Below are 21,133 nucleotides of genomic sequence, written 5' to 3' on the forward strand. Positions count from 1 at the left end.
TGCTCTTGCGACGCGCTCTCCTCACGGCGTAAACAAGGTAGCGTTCCCGTGCGCGGCCGGATGCGCGGGAGTCATCCCGTAGAGGGGGATTCACCCACATGTTTCATTGGAATAGGAGCAGGCGCGCCGCGTTGGCGGTGGCCCTGCTGAGCATGGGCCTGCTCGTGGCCTGTGGTGGCGACTCGCGCAGCGCGAGCGCTCAGTTGACGGTCATGGTTCCGCAGGCGCTCTCGGCCGCGGACGTGGCCCGTGTCCAGGTCGAGCTCTCCGGGCCGGGCATCCCCGCGCCCCTGTTGACCGAGCTCGTCCAGGTCGGCGGCACGTGGACGGGGACGATCTCCGGCATCCCGGCGGGGACGGGGCGGCTCTTCCGGGCCAGCGCCTACGACGCGGCCGCGAAGCTGCTCTACCGGGGCGAGGCGGGCCCCCTCTCCATCGAGCCGGGCAAGACGGCGAGTGTGGCCATCCTGTTGCAGCAGGTGGAGCCGCAGGTGCCCTTCGAGAACGAGGCGCCGCGGATCGACTCCCTGGTGGTCTCCACCAACCCGGTGGAGCCGGGCGGCAGTGTGACGCTGACGGCCTCCGCGCATGACGCCAACCCCGGGGACACCCTGAGCTACAGCTGGAGCGCCACCGCGGGCACCTTCAGCGCCACCGGCTCGGCGGTGACCACCTGGACGGCTCCCTCCACCGAGGGCTCGCAGCGCATCCAGCTCGAGGTGGTGGACTCGCGCGGCGCGAGCGCCACCCTGAGCGTCGACATCGGCGTGCTGCTGCCCGGCTCCACGGGGAGCGCCACGGTGAACGCCAGCTTCAACACCTGGCCCTCCATCACCGCGATGAATGGCGTCCCGTCCGTGCTGCTGCCCGGCGGGAGCGCGCGGCTGATGGCCACCGTCACGGACGCCGACGGGGACGTCCCGCTCTTCTCCTGGGAGTCCTCCTGCACGGGGAGCTTCGACGACGCGACGCGGGCCAGCCCCACCTTCACCCTGACGGCCCTGCCGGGCAACGGGCGTTGCTCCTTCAGGCTGACGGCCACGGATGGGCGGGGCGGCCAGCACTCGGGCACCCTCATCCTCCACGCGGGCACCACGCCCCCTCCGGATGTCGCGCCGAAGATCGATGCGAGCTGGCAGAGCGTCCCGGGGGCCTCGGGGGGCGCGAAGGTGGCCCTGGGCGTCACCGCGCACGATCCAGAGGGCACGGCGCTGAGCTTCTCCTGGTCGGCGAGCCAGGGTGACTTCCCCTGGACTCCCCGTCAGACGGCCACCTCGAGCGAGATCGACTGGCGGGCACCCGCCTGCCTCAGCGGGCCGGTGACCGTCACCGTCACCGTCCAGGACGCGGCCGGCTCCTCGGCCAGCCAGCTCTTCTCCCTCGCTCCAGCCCCGAACTCGGAGTGCACTCCGGCGATGGTGACCGGTATGCGCAATGCCCTCCGCGTCCAGGCCGATGGCTCCGTCCTCCCCTCTCCGTTCGGCCTGACCAACGTCGCGCTCGGGGCCTGGGTGCCCACGTCCGATGGGCTCTCCTATAGCTGGCGTGCCGGCACCGGCCACGCGCACGGCACCTTCGTCATCCCCGAGGTGACGGAGGGGTCTCCCTACCTCCTGCGCTACGCGAACAGCTACATCTGGACCCGCGGGCGGAGCCTGGAGCTCGACCAGGTCGAGCTGGGCCATCGTCAGGTCCGGGTGGTCGGGCCGCCGGAGGCCAACCTCGAGATGGAGCTGCAAGGGTTCTCGCCCTGGCAGGTCGGAGATGACCTGCAGTTCCACTCGGAGACCGCGGGTCTCGGCTACCTGTCCACGTTCGGCTGTATTGGGCCGGTCTTCCCCCTGCCCGCCGTGGGGGGGACGGACCTCTCGGGCGCTGTGCCCTACAGCTGGTTCGCGGAGCAGTGTGGCCTCTCGGCGTATTGGCTGGACCAGACCGAGGACCACCTCTTCGTCACCCAGCTGGTGAGCCGCCCCGATCCGCGCACGGGCGCCAACGTCCAGGAGGCGCGCCGGAGCATCCTGTTCTCCGGCCCGGAGAACACGGCGCAGGGCAACATCCTGCTGAGGGGGCAGCTGGCGCCGCTGCCCACCACCACGCAGTCCCTGACCATTCGCGCTCCGGAGTTCGAGAGCCTGGCGCAGGCCGGCCACCCCGCCGCGACGGTGAGGGACAACAACTTCGGCATCAGCACGCTGCTGGCCTATGACCGGTACGGGGGTTACACGACCGCACCGGATGTCGCCACGGCGTACTCCATGCTCCCTGGCAGGGGCGACATCCAGCCGGTGTTCGAGTTCGGCAATCCCTACCCGAGCCACTGGCCCCTGTTCTCCTTCTTCCAGGTGACCGCCGAGGTCCCCTTCACCATCGAGCTGCCCGAAGGGGGCACCGCCCAGCCGTCGTACCCCATGTACACGGCCGCCCGGGAGCCGCTGGTGCCCGGCTCGAATCCGACGATCGTCCCGAAGCTGGGGCCGGCCCGGGAGCTGCGGCTCAATGGCCTGGTCGCCACCGAGAATCTGACGGGCGTGGGGACGACGCCGCTGCTGAGCTGGACGGTGCCGGCCCTGGGCACGCCGACCTACTACCAGCTGCGCCTGTACCGGGTCTCCGTGATGGCGGACGGCTCCGTCTCGCGGCAGAGCATGGCGACCCTCTACACGCCCGAGACGCAGCTGCGCCTGCCTCCGGGGATGCTTGCGACGGACAGGCACTACTACGTCCAGGTGACGGCGTACCTGCGGCCGGGAGTGGACCCGAGCAATCCTTTCAAGGACTCGCCGGTGAGCCACTACGCGCCCGCGGTCACGGGCGTCTTCAAGCCCTGAGCCTTACCGTCTCCCGGCGTCGGGCTCAGGTGACGACGCCGGGGACGGGGCCGGAGCGCCGGGTCGTGTCGCTCGAGTTCTTTGACACCCTCTCTGCTCACGGACCGTGACGAAGGAGGCCTTGTACCGCGACCTATACAGAATCCGTGGTGCTGGCCATCAAGGCCCGATCGTGGAACTCCTTCAGCTTCGCTTCGCGGTTGGGTGCCTGAACCAGTTCATCGACTCGGGCTTTGTCGAGCGCCACCACGAGCACATCTCCTCGACGTTCCGCCGCCAGGGCACTCTCGAAGCCCTTGGTGAATCCACCAATGGAGATGAAGAACCCGAGCCGGCAACGGCCGAAGCGGCGCTCGATGTCCTTGATGAAGACATCCAGTTCCCTGCGCTCCACCGGCTTCGACCAGTTCTTGCACTCCCCGAGGATGTACTGGGAGTGGGTCTGCTGCCAGAACGGCGCGGTGGACTCATTCGGGATGACGATGTCGATCTGCTCGTCCAGGCTCTTGCGGTTCGTCTGGGTGCGCTCGAAGCCAGGAATGGACTTGAACAACAACGCCATCAGATCCTCGAGCAAGGCGCCCTTGATCGAGGAGTCACGCTCGGTGAGGACGCTCTTCCACAACTCGCGGATCTTCTCCTCCCGCTTCCCATTGGCCAGGGCGGCCATACGCCGCTCGCGTGGAGCTTCCAGGGCATGGCGGACCTTCACCTTGAGGATGGCCTCGAAGTAGGCGTTCTTCTCCAGGTAGTCGTACGCCCCCGCCGAGAAGGCGCGGTTCACCGAGTCCTCATCGGCGACGCCCGTGACGAGGATGACCTTCACGTCCGGAGCGCGCTGCAAGATGGACTGGATGAGGTCGAGCCCGGTATCAGGCCCATACCGCCCCTGGAGCTTCCGATCGAGCAGGATCAGGTCCCAGCCCGGCTGCTCCAACTTCGCGAGCGCCGAGGGCCCGTCCGCAGCCGCATCCACCGTGTACCCCTCGGTGGAGAGGATGAGGCGGTAGGTCTCGAGGAATGTGGGCTCGTCATCGACGATGAGAATTCGTCCAGTCGGGTTCATGGCCGCTCCGTCCCAGTGGTTGGAACCCTTACCACGAATCGCGCTCCTCCCAGAGAAGAGGCCTCACAGGCGACCAGGCCCCGCATCTCCTTCTCGAAGACCTCCCGCACGAGCGCGAGCCCGAGGCCACTTCCACCTCGGAGGGAAACGCCCTCGTCGAAGATGGCCCTCCGCATGGGCTCGGGGACGCCCGGCCCATTGTCCTCGACCAGGAGTCGAACCGCGCTCGCCCCCTCGATCGATTCGGCTTCGATGCGGATCACCGGAGACTCCGTGGCCACGGCCTGGGTCGCGTTCCGGAGGATGTTGGCGATGGCCGTCACGACACGGGCACGATGGCCCGATACGGGAGGAAGCTGAGCCGGCAGAACCTGCTCGATGCGGCGTCCCGACTCCGACTCGATGACCGAAACGGCATCGCGAAGGGCCACCAGCATGTCGAAAGGCTCGGGCGGCGTTGCCGCGAACTGGGAGAGTTCGACCAACTGACCGATGAAGCGGAAAACGGAATCAATGCCCCGGTCGATGCCTTCTTTTCTCCGGGCGACCACGTCCCCAGGATGCTCCGCAGTCTGCACCTCCCGGTAGAACGCCCCCAGGGCCGTCTTGACAGGGACAAGCATGTTGCGAATTTCATGTGCGACCAGACGTGACTGCCGGACGGTAGCTTCCGCCACAGCGGTGGCCTCAATATTGGCTGTCGTCTTTCCAGAACTCACCGCAACATTATTTGCTGCAGAGAGCGTGAGATCCGCAAGGATGGATTCAGCCAGAACAGACATTGGCGTCACCCCTACCTCTGAGATTTCAGAAAGCAACTGACGCCCTATAGGCAAAACCTCAAGATCGGTACGCAAACCACGCTCGCCCTCAACAATCCGAACAAGCCCCAAGGCAGCCAACCTTCTGATCGTATCCCAGTTATGAGGAAAGCCCGAGTTACTCTCATCATCAGCCCAGAAGGACCATGCCCTCCGTTGAACAAGGTGGGCTGCCGTTTCACGGCTGACTCTCCAGGGATCAGAAGGACCAAAAGACTGTGCAGCTTCCACATGAAGCAGCCAACGAATGGCATCACTTCCTTTGAGTTCGAGAAAAACCCGCCCGATTGCAGTTAGAGGACTCCCTGACACAAGCTTCTTCGTCGCTCTAATCGACTCAGCATATGTAGCACTATCGATCTTCCCACTCAACGTGGTGTAAAATGCGAACCCCTTGGCGATATCTGCCAACCGATCAAGTTCCATCGTTCGAATTCGGCTGGGTAATGCATCCATCACACCGATCTGCCTGGCGATGGCAACCTCGATCAAAGCATCGATTTCCTTGTCTGACGCAGTATTACCCATGCTCCCGCGAAGCAGCCGGGCCATCTGGTTAGCAAACTTCACAACCGCATCAGCATGTTGCCAACGGTCGAAAAGCGATGCAGGATCATCCCGAGGATAACCGAACTCATCCGTTGGCTTGTCTTGAGCCTCCAACCGCTCCAAGCAACGAATAAGCGCATTGCGCGCAAAAGCAGGGTCGATACCCACCACCAGGGATGCATCCCCGCTGACCTTGCCCGATTGTCCAACCTGCTGAAGATAGTCGCTTAATGTATCCAGGAAAGACATCCGCTGCTCCCAACCCAATTCCCCAGCCAATAGGCATTTTCAAGCATCGTAAATCACCGAGCAAGATGGCATACCCCCCTCCTGTTTCCACTACACAACGGTCGGCAGGGCACTCTCTTCTCCACAAGCCAGCACCGACTCGCTACACTGCCCGTGTGAGCTCCTCCGGTAACGCCTCCATCCTGGCCATCGATCTCGGGACCTCGGCCGTGAAGCTGGCCGCCGTCACCCTGCGCGGGAAGATCCTCGGAGGCACCGAGGAATCCCTCGACCTCCAACTCCTCCCCGACGGCGGCGCCGAACAGGACCCCGAATCCTGGTGGGCCGCCATCGTCCGCGGCACGCGGCGCCTGCTGGACTCGGGCGCCGTCCCGGCCTCCGACATCGTCGGCATCAACGTCAGCTCCCAGTGGTCCGGCACCGTCGCCGTCGACGCCCACGGCAAGCCCCTGCGGCCCGCCCTGCTCTGGATGGACTCGCGCGGACGCGAACACGTGCGGCGCGCCGCCCAGGGGTTGGTGTCCGTCGAGGGCTATAGTCTGCGCAAGGCCCTCACCTGGCTGCACATCTGTGGCGGCGCGCCCACCCTCTCCGGCAAGGATCCGGTCGGCCACATCCTGTACCTCCAGAACGAGCACCCCACGCTCTACCGCGACACCTACAAGTTCCTCGAGCCCAAGGACTGGCTCAACCAGCGCCTGAGTGGCCGCATGGTGTCCTCCCATGACTCCATCACCCTGCACTGGGTGACGGACAACCGCGACCTGGCGCACATCGACTACGACAACGGCCTGCTGCGCATGACGGGCCTGCAACGCGAGAAGCTGCCCGACCTCGTCCCCGCCGCCACCGTGCTCGGGCCGCTCCAACCCGAGGCCGCCCGGGCCCTGGGACTGAGCGACTCGGTGCAGGTCATCTCCGGCGCCCCGGACATCCTCGCGGCCGCGGTGGGCTCGGGCGCCGTGCGCAACCACGAGGCCCACCTGTGCATCGGCACGTCCTCCTGGGTGAGCTGCCACGTGCCCACCAAGAAGACCGACATCTTCCACCAGTTGGGCAGCATCCCCTCGGCGCTCCCGGGCCGCTACCTGCTCACCAACGAGCAGGAGTCCGCCGGCATCTGCCTGTCCTACCTCAAGGATCACATCCTCTTCGGCCCCGAGAGCGCCCCCCAGGACTCCGCCGAGCGCTACGCGATGCTCGTCCGCGAGGCCGAGCGCATCCCCGCCGGGAGTGATCAGCTCATCTTCCTGCCCTGGCTCAACGGCGAGCGCAGCCCGGTGGACGACAGCACGCTGCGCGGCGGTTTCCTCAACCAGTCCCTCAAGACGACCCGGGGACACTTCGTGCGCGCCGTGATGGAAGGCGTGGCCTACAACTCGCGCTGGCTCTTCTCCTACGTGGAGAAGGCGGCCGGCCACACCCTGAACCCCGTGCGCATCATCGGAGGCGGCGCCCGCTCACCGCTGTGGTGTCAGATCCACGCGGACGTGCTCGGCCGGACCATTCAGCAGGTGGACGAGCCCGTGCTCGCCAACACCCGGGGAGCGGCCTTCCAGGCGGCGGTGGCGCTCGGGCGGCTGAGCGTGGACGAAATCCCCTCGCTGGTGCCCATCGCGCAGACCTTCGAGCCGAACCCGCGCAACCGGGCCCTCTACGACGAGCTGTTCGACGAATTCCTGAACATCTACAAGAACAACAAGGCCATCTTCGCGCGCCTCAACCGCAAGCGCAGCGCGTGACCCGAGGACTCCACCCATGGAACTGCCCGAGCTTGGAAACCGCTTCCTGAAGCACGTCCCGCCCCGATGGATCTCCGTGGCGGAGCGCTACCTGCAACGTGTCCCCATGGTCCGCGAGCGGCTCGCGAAGGAGACCGACGCGATGCTGGCCGAGATGGAAGGGGGCCTGAAGCCCTACCGCGGCCAGGTGGCCACCCACACCCGGCTTCCCGAGCAGGGCCGCCCCCGCGAGGAGGTGCTGCGCGAGATGGAGCAGATGAACGCCCGGGAGCAGGACCGCTGGAAGGAGGGCTACGTGTCGGGAGCCGTCTACCACGGCGACTCCGAGCACATCGACTTCCTCAACCGCGTGTATGCCCTCAACTCGCAGAGCAACCCGCTGCACGTGGACCTGTGGCCCAGCGCCACCAAGTTCGAGGCCGAGGTGGTGGCCATGACGGCCCACCTGCTCGGCGCCGAAGCGGCCAACGCGGGCAGGGCTCCGGACGAGCACATCTGTGGCTCGCTCTCCTCCGGTGGCACGGAGAGCATCATGCTCGCCACGAAGACGTACCGGGATTACGCGCGCGCCGAGCGGGGCATCGAGCACCCGGAGATGGTGGCGCCCGCGAGCGCGCACCCCGCCTTCGACAAGGCGGCGCACTACTTCGGCGTGAAGATGATCCGCGTGCCCGTGGCCGCGGACTATCGCGCCGACGTGCAGGCCACGCGCAAGGTGCTCTCCCGCAACACCGTCATGGTCATCGGCTCGGCGCCCTCGTTCCCGCACGGAGTCATCGATCCCATCGAGGAGCTGTCGGAGCTGGCGCGCGAGCGGGGCATCGGCTTCCACACCGACGCGTGTCTGGGCGGCTTCGTGCTGCCGTGGGCGCGCGAGCTGGGCTACCCCGTGCCCGACTTCGACTTCCGCCTGCCGGGGGTGACCTCCATCTCCGCGGACACGCACAAGTTCGGCTACGCGGCCAAGGGCACGTCCGTGGTGCTCTACCGGGGCACCGCGCTGCGCTCGCACCAGTACTTCACCTCCACCGAGTGGTCCGGCGGCATCTACTTCTCGCCCACCTTCTCCGGCAGCCGTCCGGGGGCGCTCATCGCGGCGGCCTGGGCCTCGCTCGTGTCCACGGGCGACGCGGGCTACCGCGAGGCCACCCGGCGCATCCTGGAGACGGCGGACGTCATCAAGCGCGGCATCCGCGCCATCCCCGGCCTGCACGTGCTCGGCGAGCCGCTCTTCGTCATCGCCTTCGGCTCGGACAGCCTGAACATCTATCAAGTGATGGAGCGGCTGAGCGAGAAGGGCTGGAACCTCAACGGCCTGCACAAGCCACCCGCGGTACACCTGTGTGTGACCCAGCGCCACACCCAGCCCGGCGTGGCCGAGCGCTTCCTCGCGGACCTGCGCGCCGCCGTGGAGGAGGTGCGCGCGAATCCGAACGAGAAGGGAACCATGGCGCCCGTGTACGGCATGGCGGGCACCGTGCCCTTCCGGGGGCTCGTGAGCGACCTGCTCAAGAAATACATGGATCTCATCTACAAGGTCTGATCGCGAAGGGGGGCGTGTGTCCCCTCCTGGAAACAAAGAAACAAAGCGACATGAGCCGTCAATGAGGGGTGCATACACCCCTCGCATCTTCGTGTTGGCGCTCGCCTCCAGGTGAGGTAGTGACGCCCCCGTGACGGACGGGGTCCGCCGGTTGGGACGAGGTCCGCCCAGGAGAAGCACGATGCTCGAGAAGCTGATGCCCAAGTCGGACGAGTTCTTCGACGACTTCGACGCGCAGTGCGCCGTCACCGTGGAGGGCGCGCGCATGCTGCACGCCCTGCTGAGCGACTACCGGGACGTGGATGCCCGGGTGAAGGCCCTCAAGGACGTGGAGCACAAGGGTGACGAGGTCACCCATGCCGCCTTCAACCGGCTGCACCAGCAGTTCATCACCCCGTTCGATCGCGGGCAGATCCACTCGCTGCTCTCGCGCATCGACGACGTGCTGGACCTGACGAACGCGGCGGCGGCCCGGCTGCAGTACTACGAGATCCAGTCGAGCCTGCCGGACGCCACGGAGCTCGCGCGGCTGCTCGTGCTGTGCACGGAGAAGGTGCGCGAGGTGGTGGCGGCGCTGCGGCTCATCAAGCAGCCGGATCAGATCCTCGCGGGCGTCAAGGACATCAAGAAGCTGGAGTCCCAGGCGGACGAGGCGCTGCGCGCGGGCCTGGGGCGGCTGTTCAAGAGCGGCGTGGATCCCCTCACGGTCATCAAGTGGAAGGAGATCTACGATCTCATCGAGATGGCCACGGACAAGTGCCAGGACGTGGGCAATGTCATCGAGGGCGTGGTCCTGGAGCACTCCTGAGATGTTGCTCACCGCCGTCGTCCTCATTGTCGCGGTCGCGCTCGTCTTCGACTTCATCAACGGCTTTCACGACGCGGCCAACTCCATCGCCACCGTGGTGGGCACCCGGGTGCTCTCGCCCAACCTGGCCGTGGCCTGGGCGGCCTTCTTCAACTTCGTCGCCGCGTTCGGCGGAGGGGTGAAGGTGGCCAACACCATGGGCAAGGGCATCATCAACTTCGACATGCTGCGCGCCGAGGGCTCCGAGGCCGTGCTGCTCGTCATCTTCTCCTCGCTCATGGGCGCCATCGCCTGGAACCTGCTGACGTGGTGGTGGGGACTGCCGTCGTCCTCGTCGCATGCGCTCGCGGGCGGGATGATCGGCGCGACGCTGCCGGTGCTCGGCTACCAGGGGCTGGTGGGCGCGGGCATCGCGAAGATCGCCGGCTTCATCGTGCTCTCGCCGCTCATCGGCATGGTGCTCGGCACGCTGATGATGCTGGCGAGCACGTGGACGGTGCACAAGCAGACGCCGCTCAAGGTGGACACGTGGTTCCGGCGGCTGCAGCTCGTGTCGTCGGCCATCTTCTCCTTCAGCCACGGCACCAACGACGCGCAGAAGGTGATGGGCATCATCGCCGTGGTGCTCTTCGGCACCATCTGGAAGGACCGGCCCTTCCACATCGACTGGTGGATGATCATCTCGTGCCACGCGGCGATCGCCATGGGTACGTTCTTCGGCGGCTGGCGCATCGTGAAGACGATGGGCCACAGCCTCACCAAGCTCGCGCCCATCGGAGGCTTCGCGGCGGAGACGGGCGGCGGCGTCACCATCATCGCCCTGGCCAAGCTCGGCATCCCGGTGTCCACCACCCACACCATCACCGGTGCCATCGTGGGCGTGGGCTCCACCCGGGGCTGGCGCGCGGTGAAGTGGGGCGTGGCCGGCCGCATCATCTGGGCGTGGGTGTTCACCATTCCCGCCTCGGCGCTCATGGCCGTCATCGTCTACGCGGTGTCCAAGGGCGTGCTGCTCGTGGTGCGCTGAGGCGCCTTCTGTCATCCACTCGGCCTCCGGGTGGAAACCCCCTCCCATTCCCTCCGCCCCGCCAGGGCGCGTGAGGTAGAACCCAAGCGCCTTCCGTTCCCACTGGCGGGAACGGAACCTGGGAGAGGGAAACCGACGATGAATCGACTCGTGCTGGTGCTGGGACTCGCGCTGCTCGCTGGCTGCGCCACCGTGAAGAGCAGCCGCGTCCGCCCGGACTACGAGACCACGGACAAGACGCGCGTGAAGCGGCTCGCCGTGGTCGTCCAGCCCCTGCCGGACGACCGGCAGCAGCTCGGCGATTTGTGGAGCCTCATCGCCCGCCGCCACGTCAACCAGAACCGGCTCTTCCTCGTGAAGGCCAACTTCGCCCGCTCGGGCGCCCCCGAGGACACCTCCTTCAAGGAGCTGTGCGTCGAGGGCATCGAGGGCGTGCTCTGGCTGGCGCCCGAGAGCGTGAAGCTCGTGGGCAAGGGCGTGGAGGCCGGGGTGAAGGCGCAGTTGGTGCGCTGCTCGGATGGGGGGGAGACCTGGGCCGCCGAGGCCGCCGGGAGCTGGAACTCCGAGGACAAGCGCTACGCGGCCCTCACCGAGCAGTACGCGGGCGAGCTGGGCCCCGAGGCCGGCCCCTATGTCGCGCCCTCCTTCCGCCTGCTCAGCGCCACGCTCGACACCCTGCCCAATCCCCTCCTGAACGATGAGGACACGAACGAGAAGATCGAACTCGGGGAGTAGGCGTGGGACTGGACGACACCACGATCGTCCTGCGGCTGCTGCTCGCCTTCGGACTGGGCGCCACGCTCGGTCTGGAGCGCGAGCTGCGCGGGCACCAGGCCGGACTGCGCACCCACATCCTGGTGTGCCTGGGCTCCTGTCTGTTCACCCTGAGCAGCCTCTTCGTGGCCCTGCCGCTCGTGAGCGACACCACCCACGAGGCGCGCGCCGACATCAGCCGCATCGCCAGTCAGATCGTCGTGGGCATCGGCTTCCTCGGCGGCGGAGCCATCATCCGCCACGAGACGCAGATCAAGGGCCTCACCACCGCGGCCAACCTGTGGCTGACCGCCTCCGTGGGGCTCGCCTGTGGGCTGGGCTTCACCCTGGCCGCCAGCACCACCGTGGCGCTCGCGCTCATCACGCTCGTGGGCCTGCGCTTCGTCGAGCGCCACATCATCCACCTGCGCAGGAAGTACCGCCTCCCGGCCGAGGACGAACCCCCCAACGACAAGCGCCCGTGAGCCGCCTGGCACCAAGGTCCGTCAGCGCCGGACCGCCGACGTGGGAAGGGCCCGGAAGGGCAGTTGGTACGTGTCGACGAGGTGCCGCCGCATCCGCGTCCACGCCCCGGGAGCGCCATCGAAGACGTCCTTCCACAACGCCCGCTCCTCCTCGGTGAACAGCTCCGAGCCGAGGATCGCCTCCGGCCCTCCATCGAGGCACTCGCGCACCTGGGCCGCGGAGAACAGGTCCAGGGCGTCCTCCTTCATCGACAGGAAGACCTCGTCGAACTCCATCCCCAGCTCGGTCCATTGGGCGAGGCAGTAGGCGAAGAAGCGCTTCTGGAGCACGCGCGCGGCCTCGAGTTCCGCGGACGGGGGCGCGGTGCCCTCACGGTGGGCGATGAGCGCGAAGTGGTCGAGGAAGTCCGTCAGGCCCGTGGCCAGCACGCCGAGCACGAACATGCGTACCGGCGGGGCGTACTGCGACGCGAGGACGAGCCCATCCCTCACGAAAGAGGGCTGGAAGGAGAGGCCGCGCAGGTCCGTGGCCGCGCGGGGATTCTTCTCCAGCAGGCGCAGACGCTCCCCATAGGCCACCGCGTCCGGCTCCTCGGTGAACGGCACCTCGAGCGCGTCGAGCTCCGCCTGGGTGGACGCGCGCGCCGCGAGGCGGAAGACCTCCGCGACGTCCAGGATGCCGCGCCTTCCCCCACCGTCCATGCCGGCTCACCCCTCCGAGGCGAAACGCTTGTCCATCTCCATGCGGATGAAGCGCTCGATCTCCTCCGCGGTGGTCAACTCCATGGCCTCGTCCAGCAGCTTCTGGGCCTCGGCGCGGCTGGACTGGCGCAGGACGCTCTTCACGGTGGGAATCTGCCCCGCCGTCATGGACAGCTCGTCGAAGCCCAGCGCCAGCAGCACCAGCGCGTAGACGGAGTCGCCCGCCATCTCTCCGCACATGGCCACCGGAATCCGCGCGTCCCGGGCGGCCGCCACGATGTTGCGCAGCGAGCGCAGCACCGACAGGTGCAGGGGCTTGTACAGGTAGGCCACGTCCCGGTTCTGCCGATCGATGGCCATGGAGTACTGGATGAGATCGTTGGTGCCCACGGAGAAGAAGTCCGCCTCCTGGGCGAGCCGGTCGGCGATGAGCGCCGCGCTGGGCGTCTCCACCATGATGCCAATGGGGATGCGCTTGCCGAGTGGAACGCCCGCGCGCCCCAGCTCCGTGCGGCACGCCTCCAGCTCGCTCCGGGCCTCGCGCAGCTCGCTCATGCCGCTGATGAGCGGGAACATGAGGCGCATGTTGCCGTGCACGCTCGCGCGCAACAGGGCGCGCAGCTGCACCCGGAACAGCTCCCGGTTCGCCAGGCAGTAGCGGATGGCGCGCAGCCCCATGGCCGGGTTGGGCTCCTTCTCGTGCTTGCCCTTGCCCGGCACCTTGTCCCCCCCCAGGTCCAGCGTGCGGATGGTGACGGGCCGGCCCTCCATCGCCTCCAGCACCTGCCGGTACGCCCGGTACTGCTCCTCCTCGCTCGGGGCCTCCTTGCGGTCGAGGAACATGAACTCGGTGCGGTACAGGCCAATGCCCTCCGCGCCGTGGGACAGGAGCGAGGGCAGCTCCTCGGGGAACTCGATGTTGCCCACCAGCCGGATGCGGAAGCCGTCCGTGCTCTGGGCCGGCAGATCCTTGGCCGCCAGGGCCCGCGCCTCGCTCTCCTGGTAGCGGCGCCGCGTCTCGTGGAAGCGCGCGAGCTGGGCCTCGGTGGGATTGACCAGGAGGACGCCACGCTGGCCGTCGAGCGCCACCAGGTCCCCGGGGGAGATCTGCTCGCTGGCGCGCCCCGCGCCGAGCACCGCCGGGATGGAGCGGGCGCGCGCGACGATGGCCGTGTGGCTCGTCTGTCCGCCCAGGTCCGTGACGAAGCCGGCCACCTGCCCCGAGCGCGCCAGCAGCGCCGCGTCCGCCGGGGACAGGTCGTGCGCCACCACCACCGCGTTCTCCGGCACCGCCACCTCCTCGTCCACCACCTGGCCGAGCAGGTTGCGCACCACGCGATCCGCCACGTACTCCACGTCCGAGCGCCGCTCGCGGAAGTACTCGTCCGGGATGTTGTCGAAGAGGTGCTTGAGCTTGCGCGCCACCCGCCGCACCGCCCACTCGGCGTTGATGCGATCCTCCACGATGAGCCGGTTCACCTCGTCCACGAACATGGGATCGTGGAGCATGAGCCGGTGCGCCTCGAGGATGAGGGCGTGCTCGGGCCCTTCCGAGTGGGAGATCTGCTCCTTGAGGTCGGACAGTTGCTGGTCGGACAGGTCCAGCGCCGTCTTCATCCGCATCCGCTCGGGGTCCACCTCGGCCTCGGCCAGGCGCAGCTTGGGGGTGCGCACGCGCTTGCGATCGAGGATGTACGCGTGGCCCACCGCCACGCCCGGCGAGGCGCCGATGCCCTTGAGACTCAACGTGGGAGAAGCCTGGCTGCTCACGGTTCCTTCTTCATCCGCGGCCACCGTCCGCGGCACGGGAGGCGTTCACTGCGACTCGCCAAACCGGTTGGCGATGAGCTTCTGGATGTCCTGGAGGCACGCCGGGGCGTCCTCGCCTTTGCACGTCACCGTCACCTGCATGCCCTGCGCCGCCGCCAACATCAGCACGCCCATGATGGATTTGGCATTGGCCCGCTGACCCTCGCACTCGAGCGTCACGTCGCTCTTGTAGCGGTTGGCCACCTGGACCAGCTGCGCCGCGGCGCGCGCGTGCAACCCCAGGGCGTTGATGATCTCGAATGTCCCTTCGACCACGCTCGCCATTGCCGTCCCTGTTCGCTCGATGTCTTGCCCGAAGTTTCTACAAGAAAGCACCCGCCACGCAGGCCAGTCCCGCGGCGAGGTACAGCACCACGTAGCCGGGGACCCGCCGGGCCACCAGGACGTAGGATACCGCCCCCAGGGCCAGACAGCCCATGGATAGCAACGGGGCGAAGCGGCCCCCGGCGCTGAGCCCGAAGTCCACCGCCAGCCAGGCCGCCAGGCCCCCGGCGCACGCCGCCCCCACCGACCGCAGCTTCGCCCCCCGGCCCGGCAGGTTCGCCCGGGCCACCGCCTCCACCAGCCGGTCCCCCATGGACAGGCCCAGCACGTACAGCCGGGCCCGGAGCCAGAAGTGCACCAGGTTGTAGAGCACGAGGAAGAGCACCGCCGCCCACGCCGCCAGCACCGGCACCAGCGCCGCGCACACCGCTCCGGTGGCAGGTTTGAGCGACAACCAGAAGAAGCCGTCCCCCAGCGCCGCCAGCGGACCCATGAGCGCCGCCTTGAAGGCCACCACCTTGTCCGGCGTCTCCTCGCCCCGGGCGATGCGCTGCTCGTGGTGGAGCACGCCCCCCACGATGGCCGCCGCCACGTACGGGTGGGTGTTGAAGAAGACGAGGTGCCGGCGCACCGCGGCCTCCAGGTCCCGCTGCTCCGGGTAGAGCCGCTCGAGCGCCGGGTAGACGGCGTAGGCCAGCCCCAGGTTCTGCATGCCCTGCGGATTCCAGGAGGCCTGCAGGAAGAGCGAGCGCATGAAGACGCGCAGCAACACCCACCAGGACAAGGAGAGGGCCGGCGTGCTCACAGCCACTCCCGGAGCGCCAGCAGGGACGCGGTCAGGGTGACGACGCCCGCGCCCAGGCCCGCGAAGAAGGAGGCGCGCTTGGCATGGCTGCCCCGCGCGGCGATCGCCGCGGACACCGAGGCCATGGCGGGATAGGCCCACGCGAGCCCCCGGAGCACGCGCAGCGGCAGTTGCTCCAGCAGCGGTCCGAGCAGGAAGCCCACCAGGGCGCACACGCTGGTCATCGCGCCGAAGAGGACGAAGTGCGGCCACATGCCCCAGAGGTTCTGCCGCATGGCACGGGTGAGCTGGCCCGCCTCGGCCGAGGCGAGGGCTTTCTTGGCGAGCCGCGCCGCATAGCGCTCGAGGAAGCGATCCACCTCGCGGCCCAGGCGGCCAAGGCCCAGGAAGAGAAGAACGGAGAGCGACCAGATGGCCGGGGTGGAGCCGGCTCCCGTGGCGGCCGCCATGCACGCCGCCGACGCCGAGGCGCCCGTGGCCGACACGGTGTCATGGTCCGGCAACGAGGCGCCGAGGTTGGCCGAGCCCAGGTGGAAGAGTTCCAGCACCAGGCCCACGAAGAGCCCCGAGGGCACGTCATCGAGCAGGACGCCCATGGCGGTGGCCGCCACGAGGGGCCGGGAGAACATGGCCTGGAGGAAGGCCTTGCGCTCCACCGCGACGAGGCCGCCCCAGACGCCGGCGAGCGCCACCTGGGTCCAGCCCACGCTCACGGACTCACCCCGCCTTTCCCCAGCGCTCCACCAGCTCCGGCAGCTCCACGGGCTTCTCCGTGGGCACCGCCCGTGCCTCCACCCGCACGCCGTCCTGGCCCAGCCGCTGCAGCGTCTGCAGCTCCGACTCGGACAGGAAGACGGACGGGGACACCTGGCGCCGTCCCGTGCCGAAGTGCACGTTGCCCAGGTTGAGGTGCTCCAGCTTCAGCCCGTGGGTCTGGACGAAGGGCACCGCCGCCACGTCGCGCAGGAGCAGCAGCGTCTTGAGGCCGTCACGCGAGGCCCCCGCGAAGTCCACCTGCTGCAAGGGGAGGATCTGCACCTCGATGGCGCTCTGCACCGCCAGGGCCATCGCCGCGCGCACCAGCGGACTGGCGGCGGCCTCGTCATCCGCGACGATGACGCGCGAGACCTTCAAGTGCGGCAGCCAGGCCTCGACGACCTGTCCATGGATGAGGCGGTTGTCGACACGGACCAGGGAGATCACGGCAGTCTCGAATCGCCTACCCGGGGAGGGACGTCAAGTTCGCGGTACACTCTGCTGCTGACGTTGCTGCGCCTCACGCAACAGGGCCGACGCACAGGTGATGTTGCGCTGCCCGTAGGATGCGAGCTGGGCGGCCATCTCCGCCAGCGGCATCTCCTCGGACCGGAGCGAGTTGGCCTTGAGGAGCATGGGCAGGTTCACCCCCGCCAGCACCTCCAGCCGCCCCTGACACCGCTCCGAACACATCATGAGCGATTCCTTACAGGGCGTACCGCCGAACAGGTCGGCCATGACGATGACGCCATCGCCCTGGTCCAACTCCGTCACGGCCTGCCGCATCTTCGCCCGGAGATCCTCCAGAGAGGTTCCCGGCTCGATGTTGCAGGTCGCCACCGCGGGCAGCTTGCCCACGATCTGCTCCGCGGTCGTCACCAGTTCGTCCGCCAGACGTCCGTGCGATGCCACTACGAGGCCGACCATGATCACCTCCACCAGCCCCCCGGGGCTGCCTGACTACGCCTGAACGGAACGACGCGCAACCCCCACCGAAAGTTTCGTTGCCGCCCAATCCCGACTCCCTACCTGCTCCCACCTTGTCACCCTTCTATCAAACTAAGGCCGAACGGCACGGCACGCCCGAAATTTCACTCTCGACGACGCCCCGCGTTGTCGTCTGGCAGACGAGGGGGCGAGCACCCGTCACGAGCGCTCCGTCCGGAAGGAGCGAGGGTGTCCCGGCTACTCCTTCTCGATGTCGCGGTGCCACACCTGCACGCGCGGATGGTCCCCGGAGAGGCGCTGGCGCAGCTCCTCGGCGATGGCCACCGAGCGGTGCTTGCCGCCGGTGCAGCCCAGCGCCACGGTGAGGTACGCCTTGCCCTCCTTCTGGTAGCGCGGGAAGAGGAAGCGGCACAGGTCCACCACCTTGTCCACGAACTGCTGCGTCTCCTCGCGGTCGAGCACGTACGCGGACACGCGCGAGTCGCGGCCGGTGAGCCCCTTGAGCTCCGGGACGAAGTAGGGGTTGGGCAGGAAGCGCACGTCGAGCACCAGGTCCGCCTGGGGCGGCACGCCGTGGCGGAAGCCGAAGCTCATCACCGACAGGGAGGGGCTGGCGGGCTCGGGGGAGAAGCGCCCCTGTACCATGCGCTTCAAGTCATGGACGTTGAGCACCGACGAGTCGATGACCTGATCGGCCAGCTCGCGCAGATCCTTGAGCCGCTGGCGCTCGATGGCGATGCCCTCGGCCACGGTGCCCTGGGGCGCGAGCGGGTGGCGGCGGCGCGTCTCGCTGAAGCGGCGGATGAGGCTGTCGTCGCTGGCGTCCAGGAAGAGCACCTCCACGTGGTGCCCCACCCGGCGCACCTCGCTGAGCACCCGCGGGGCCTCGTGCAGGAAGATGCCCTCGCGCGCATCCACCACGAGCGCCAGGTGCTCGAACTGTCCCGCGCCGGCGAGCTCCGTGAGCTTGGGCAACAGCAGCACCGGCAGGTTGTCGATGCAGAAGAAGCCCACGTCCTCCAGGGCCCGGATGGCGGTGGACTTGCCCGAGCCGGACATGCCCGAGATGACGACGATGTGCTTGGCCAGCGCGTTGCTCACTCGACTTCCTCCCGACGGGCGCGGCGCGTCGCACCCTCGGCGATGGCACGGTTGAGACGCTCGGCGAACTCGCGCGCCGAATGATGTCCCCGCTGCTTGAGAAGCTGATTGCGCGCCGCCACCTCGATGATGGTGGTCATGTTGCGCCCCGGGCGCACCGGCACCACCGAGAGCGGCACGTCCACGCCCACGATGTTCATGAACCGGTCCTCGACGCCCAGCCGGTCATACTCCTGGTGGGGATCCCACTCCTGCAGCTCGATGACCAGTTCGATCATCTTGCGCTCGCGCACCGAGGCCACGCCGAACAGGTCCTTGATGTTGATGATGCCCAGGCCGCGGATCTCCATGTGGTGGCGGATGACGGCGTTGCCCGTGCCATACACCACGCCCTGGCGCCGCCGCGTCACGTCCACGATGTCGTCCGCCACCAGCCGGTGGCCGCGCATCACCAGGTCCAGCGCGATCTCACTCTTGCCGATGCCGCTCTTGCCCAGCAGCAGCACCCCCACGCCGAACACGTCGATGAGCACCCCGTGCAGGCTGCTCGACTCGGTGAGCGACTCTTCCAGGAAGGCCTGCACCTGCTGGATGAAGGCGCTGGAGAGCAGGGGCGTGCGCATGAGCGTCAGGCCCGCCTTCTCACACGCCTCCACCAGGGCCGGCGGCGGATCGATGCCCTTGGTCACCACCACGCACGCCAGCTCCTCCTGGAAGAGCGAGTCGAGCACCTCCCGCTGCCGCTCGAGGGGCAGTGTGCGCAGGTAGGAGACCTCCGTGTTGCCGAACACCTGGACCCGGTGGGGGTGCAGGTGCTCGGTGAACCCGGTGAGGGCCAGCCCCGGCTTCTGGATGCGCGAGGAGTTGATGCGGTGCTGCAGGCCCCGCTCCCCCGCCACCAGGGTCAGCTGGAGGTCGTACTCGCGGTCTTCCAGCAATTGGGATACGCGGATGGAGTTCATCGGACCCAGGTGGAATATCACCCGACGGCCCTTTTCGCGTGGTCAACCCACATGTCGACCCCTCCCCCCCACCCCGAAGCCTCGTCCGAACGGCTCCTCGCCCGGGCCGTCCTCCTGGTGGCCGTGGGGGTGGGAGCCGCACTCCGGGTGTGGACGGCCCTCACCGATGATGGGGTGTACTGGCCAGACGAAATCTACCAGAGCCTGGAGCCGGCCCACCGGCTCGTCTTCGGCTATGGGATGCGCGCCTGGGAGTTCATCGATGGGGCGCGCAACTGGGCCCTGCCGGCGGCGGTGGCCGTCCTCTTCAAGCTGTCCACCTGGCTGGGGCTGGGCGAGCCCCGGGGGTACCTGGGCCTGACGCGCGGGGCCTTCGCGCTCATCGGAGCGGCCACCGCCTGGGGCAGCGCGCGGCTGGCGCGGGTGTATGGAGCCTCGGCGCTGGCGGCCGCGGCGGGGGCCTCGCTGTTCGCCCTCACCGCCGTGCCCCTCTACTTCGCCCCCCGCGCCCTGAGCGAGAACGCCTCCGCGCTGCCCGTGGTGCTGGGACTGGCGTTCGCGCTCGCCCCGAACGCCTCCCGGCGCCAGCGCCTGGTGGGGGCCTCGCTGCTCGGGCTGGCGGTGTTGCTGCGGTTGCAGACGGGCATCTTCTGCGTGGGCCTGCTCGCGGTGCTCGTGGCGCGGCGCCAATGGCGTCACGCGGGCGAGGCGCTGGCGGTGCTCGCCGGGTGGGCCCTGCTCTTCGGCCTCCTGGACTGGCTCACCTGGGGCCGGTGGTTCCACTCGGCACGCGTGTACCTGGACTTCAACCTCGTCCAGGGCAAGGCCGCCACCTTCGGCACCGCCCCCTTCTCCTACTACGGCCACGTCCTCTGGCTGTCCATGGGCGCGCCCACCGCCGTGGCGCTCGGGCTGACCCTGTTCGCCGCGCGGCGGGCCCCGGGCCTGCTCGGCGTGGCCGCCGTCTTCGTCGCGCTCCACGCGTGGCAGCCCCACAAGGAGCTGCGCTTCATCCTGCCCGTGCTGCCCCTGTTCGCCGCGCTCGCGGGCGTGGGCCTGGACACGCTGCTGCGCCACCTGCCTCCCTCGCCCGCGCGGCTCGCCCTGCCCCTGGTGGTGGTGGCGGTGGCGGGCTTCTCGGCCCTGCGCATGGGGCGGCTCACCTTCCAGGACCTGGGGCAGTACACCGGGGCCAACAAGGCCCTCTCGAACGCCTGGGACGACTTCGGGCCCCTCAACCGTCTGCTCATCCAGGCCGGCAAGCTCGAGGACCTGTGCGGCCTCAAGGTGGAGGCGGTGCACCTGGCCTGGTCCGGCGGCTACAGCTACCTGCACCGCGACGTCCCCCTCTTCCCGCACCACGCCGCGGGGCGCGACTCGGGCTTCTACAACTACGTGCTCACCATGGCGGGCGCCGAGGGCGCGGGGCAGCGCGTGGCCGGGGAAGGCCCCTTCATCCTCGTGCGACTACCCCAGACGCGCTGCGTGCCGGATCCGAACTGGACCTCGCGGCTACCGTGAGGGTTAGACTGCGAGGCCCATGTCCGACTGCCTCTTCTGCAAGATTCGCGACGGCCTGATTCCCGCCAAGGTCGTCTACCGTGACGAGCAGTGCCTCGCCTTCGAGGACATCAATCCCCAGGCGCCCACGCATGTGCTCTTCATCCCCCAGAAGCACATCGCCACGGTGAACGACATCGCCTCGGAGGACCGCGAGGTGGTGGGCCATCTCTTCGTCGCCGCCGCGAAGCTGGCGCGCGAGCGCGGCCACGCCGACAACGGCTACCGGGTGGTGATGAACACCCAGCGCGACGCCGGACAGACGGTGTTCCACATCCACCTGCACCTGCTCGCCGGACGCCCCCTGCACTGGCCCCCGGGGTAGGCCACC

20 protein-coding genes are annotated in these 21,133 nt (G+C 68.3%); 9 read left to right on the forward strand and 11 right to left on the reverse strand.

Annotated features, from left to right (window positions below; all coding sequences use genetic code 11):
- The first annotated feature begins 98 nt into the window (after window positions 1-98).
- Entirely contained in the window at window positions 99-2,831 is a 2,733-nt protein-coding gene (locus CYFUS_RS46035) for a PKD domain-containing protein (protein WP_157759045.1), read from the forward strand.
- Window positions 2,832-2,964: 133 nt separating this feature from the next.
- Here CYFUS_RS46035 and CYFUS_RS46040 read toward each other — a convergent pair whose 3' ends face one another.
- Window positions 2,965-3,897 (reverse strand): response regulator, encoded by a 933-nt coding sequence (locus tag CYFUS_RS46040; RefSeq protein WP_095991009.1) that lies wholly within the window; start codon window positions 3,895-3,897, stop codon window positions 2,965-2,967.
- On the reverse strand, window positions 3,894-5,516 hold the full coding sequence (locus tag CYFUS_RS46045; RefSeq protein ID WP_157759046.1) for a sensor histidine kinase: 1,623 nt from the start codon (window positions 5,514-5,516) through the stop codon (window positions 3,894-3,896). The genes CYFUS_RS46040 and CYFUS_RS46045 overlap by 4 nt, the downstream gene beginning before the upstream one ends.
- 155 nt (window positions 5,517-5,671) lie before the next feature.
- Here CYFUS_RS46045 and CYFUS_RS46050 point away from each other — a divergent pair, with 155 nt between their 5' ends.
- The 6 genes from CYFUS_RS46050 to CYFUS_RS46075 all read left to right on the forward strand — a co-directional run bounded on the left by CYFUS_RS46050 (window position 5,672) and on the right by CYFUS_RS46075 (window position 11,874).
- Window positions 5,672-7,258 carry a xylulokinase gene (locus CYFUS_RS46050; RefSeq protein ID WP_095991011.1) on the forward strand — a complete coding sequence of 529 codons (1,587 nt, stop codon included), beginning with the start codon at window positions 5,672-5,674 and terminating at the stop codon, window positions 7,256-7,258.
- Window positions 7,259-7,274: 16 nt separating this feature from the next.
- The gene (locus CYFUS_RS46055; RefSeq protein WP_095991012.1) at window positions 7,275-8,801 is read left to right on the forward strand and encodes a pyridoxal phosphate-dependent decarboxylase family protein; all 1,527 of its coding nucleotides are present in this window, start codon (window positions 7,275-7,277) and stop codon (window positions 8,799-8,801) included.
- Between the two features lie 181 nt (window positions 8,802-8,982).
- Complete coding sequence (locus CYFUS_RS46060; RefSeq protein ID WP_095991013.1) at window positions 8,983-9,609, forward strand: DUF47 domain-containing protein; 627 nt, start codon at window positions 8,983-8,985, stop codon at window positions 9,607-9,609.
- 1 nt (window position 9,610) lies between these two features.
- Entirely contained in the window at window positions 9,611-10,636 is a 1,026-nt protein-coding gene (locus CYFUS_RS46065) for an inorganic phosphate transporter (protein ID WP_095991014.1), read from the forward strand.
- A 138-nt stretch (window positions 10,637-10,774) separates the two neighbouring features.
- Window positions 10,775-11,371, forward strand: a complete 597-nt coding sequence (locus CYFUS_RS46070; protein WP_095991015.1) for an MXAN_6521/LA_1396 family lipoprotein — start codon at window positions 10,775-10,777, stop codon at window positions 11,369-11,371.
- A gap of 2 nt (window positions 11,372-11,373) precedes the next feature.
- Complete coding sequence (locus CYFUS_RS46075) at window positions 11,374-11,874, forward strand: MgtC/SapB family protein (protein WP_420042668.1); 501 nt, start codon at window positions 11,374-11,376, stop codon at window positions 11,872-11,874.
- A 21-nt stretch (window positions 11,875-11,895) separates the two neighbouring features.
- Here the strand turns inward: CYFUS_RS46075 and CYFUS_RS46080 are convergent, their stop codons facing one another.
- From CYFUS_RS46080 to hprK, 9 genes are all read right to left on the reverse strand, one after another.
- On the reverse strand, window positions 11,896-12,576 hold the full coding sequence (locus tag CYFUS_RS46080) for a hypothetical protein (RefSeq protein WP_095991016.1): 681 nt from the start codon (window positions 12,574-12,576) through the stop codon (window positions 11,896-11,898).
- A 6-nt stretch (window positions 12,577-12,582) separates the two neighbouring features.
- Window positions 12,583-14,346 carry a phosphoenolpyruvate--protein phosphotransferase gene (ptsP, locus tag CYFUS_RS46085; protein ID WP_095991017.1) on the reverse strand — a complete coding sequence of 588 codons (1,764 nt, stop codon included), beginning with the start codon at window positions 14,344-14,346 and terminating at the stop codon, window positions 12,583-12,585.
- A gap of 45 nt (window positions 14,347-14,391) precedes the next feature.
- The gene (locus CYFUS_RS46090) at window positions 14,392-14,670 is read right to left on the reverse strand and encodes an HPr family phosphocarrier protein (protein WP_002622468.1); all 279 of its coding nucleotides are present in this window, start codon (window positions 14,668-14,670) and stop codon (window positions 14,392-14,394) included.
- A gap of 37 nt (window positions 14,671-14,707) precedes the next feature.
- Complete coding sequence (locus CYFUS_RS54235) at window positions 14,708-15,475, reverse strand: PTS system mannose/fructose/sorbose family transporter subunit IID (protein WP_095991018.1); 768 nt, start codon at window positions 15,473-15,475, stop codon at window positions 14,708-14,710.
- Window positions 15,472-16,188, reverse strand: coding sequence for a PTS sugar transporter subunit IIC (locus tag CYFUS_RS46100; RefSeq protein ID WP_095991019.1), 717 nt, complete (start codon window positions 16,186-16,188; stop codon window positions 15,472-15,474). The genes CYFUS_RS54235 and CYFUS_RS46100 overlap by 4 nt, the downstream gene beginning before the upstream one ends.
- 4 nt (window positions 16,189-16,192) lie before the next feature.
- Window positions 16,193-16,678 carry a PTS system mannose/fructose/N-acetylgalactosamine-transporter subunit IIB gene (locus CYFUS_RS46105; RefSeq protein ID WP_095991020.1) on the reverse strand — a complete coding sequence of 162 codons (486 nt, stop codon included), beginning with the start codon at window positions 16,676-16,678 and terminating at the stop codon, window positions 16,193-16,195.
- Between the two features lie 33 nt (window positions 16,679-16,711).
- The gene (locus tag CYFUS_RS46110) at window positions 16,712-17,158 is read right to left on the reverse strand and encodes a PTS sugar transporter subunit IIA (protein ID WP_095991021.1); all 447 of its coding nucleotides are present in this window, start codon (window positions 17,156-17,158) and stop codon (window positions 16,712-16,714) included.
- 258 nt (window positions 17,159-17,416) lie between these two features.
- Window positions 17,417-18,280, reverse strand: a complete 864-nt coding sequence (rapZ, locus tag CYFUS_RS46115) for an RNase adapter RapZ (RefSeq protein ID WP_095991022.1) — start codon at window positions 18,278-18,280, stop codon at window positions 17,417-17,419.
- Window positions 18,277-19,242 carry an HPr(Ser) kinase/phosphatase gene (gene hprK / locus CYFUS_RS46120; protein ID WP_095991023.1) on the reverse strand — a complete coding sequence of 322 codons (966 nt, stop codon included), beginning with the start codon at window positions 19,240-19,242 and terminating at the stop codon, window positions 18,277-18,279. Before hprK ends, rapZ begins: the two co-directional genes overlap by 4 nt.
- A 51-nt stretch (window positions 19,243-19,293) precedes the next feature.
- Between hprK and CYFUS_RS46125 the strand changes: the two genes are divergently transcribed.
- Both CYFUS_RS46125 and CYFUS_RS46130 read left to right on the forward strand, forming a co-directional pair.
- On the forward strand, window positions 19,294-20,763 hold the full coding sequence (locus CYFUS_RS46125; RefSeq protein WP_095991024.1) for a hypothetical protein: 1,470 nt from the start codon (window positions 19,294-19,296) through the stop codon (window positions 20,761-20,763).
- A 19-nt stretch (window positions 20,764-20,782) separates the two neighbouring features.
- Window positions 20,783-21,127 (forward strand): histidine triad nucleotide-binding protein, encoded by a 345-nt coding sequence (locus tag CYFUS_RS46130; protein WP_095991025.1) that lies wholly within the window; start codon window positions 20,783-20,785, stop codon window positions 21,125-21,127.
- The last annotated feature ends 6 nt before the right edge of the window (window positions 21,128-21,133 follow it).

This window comes from Cystobacter fuscus (assembly GCF_002305875.1).
Taxonomy (GTDB): domain Bacteria; phylum Myxococcota; class Myxococcia; order Myxococcales; family Myxococcaceae; genus Cystobacter; species Cystobacter fuscus_A.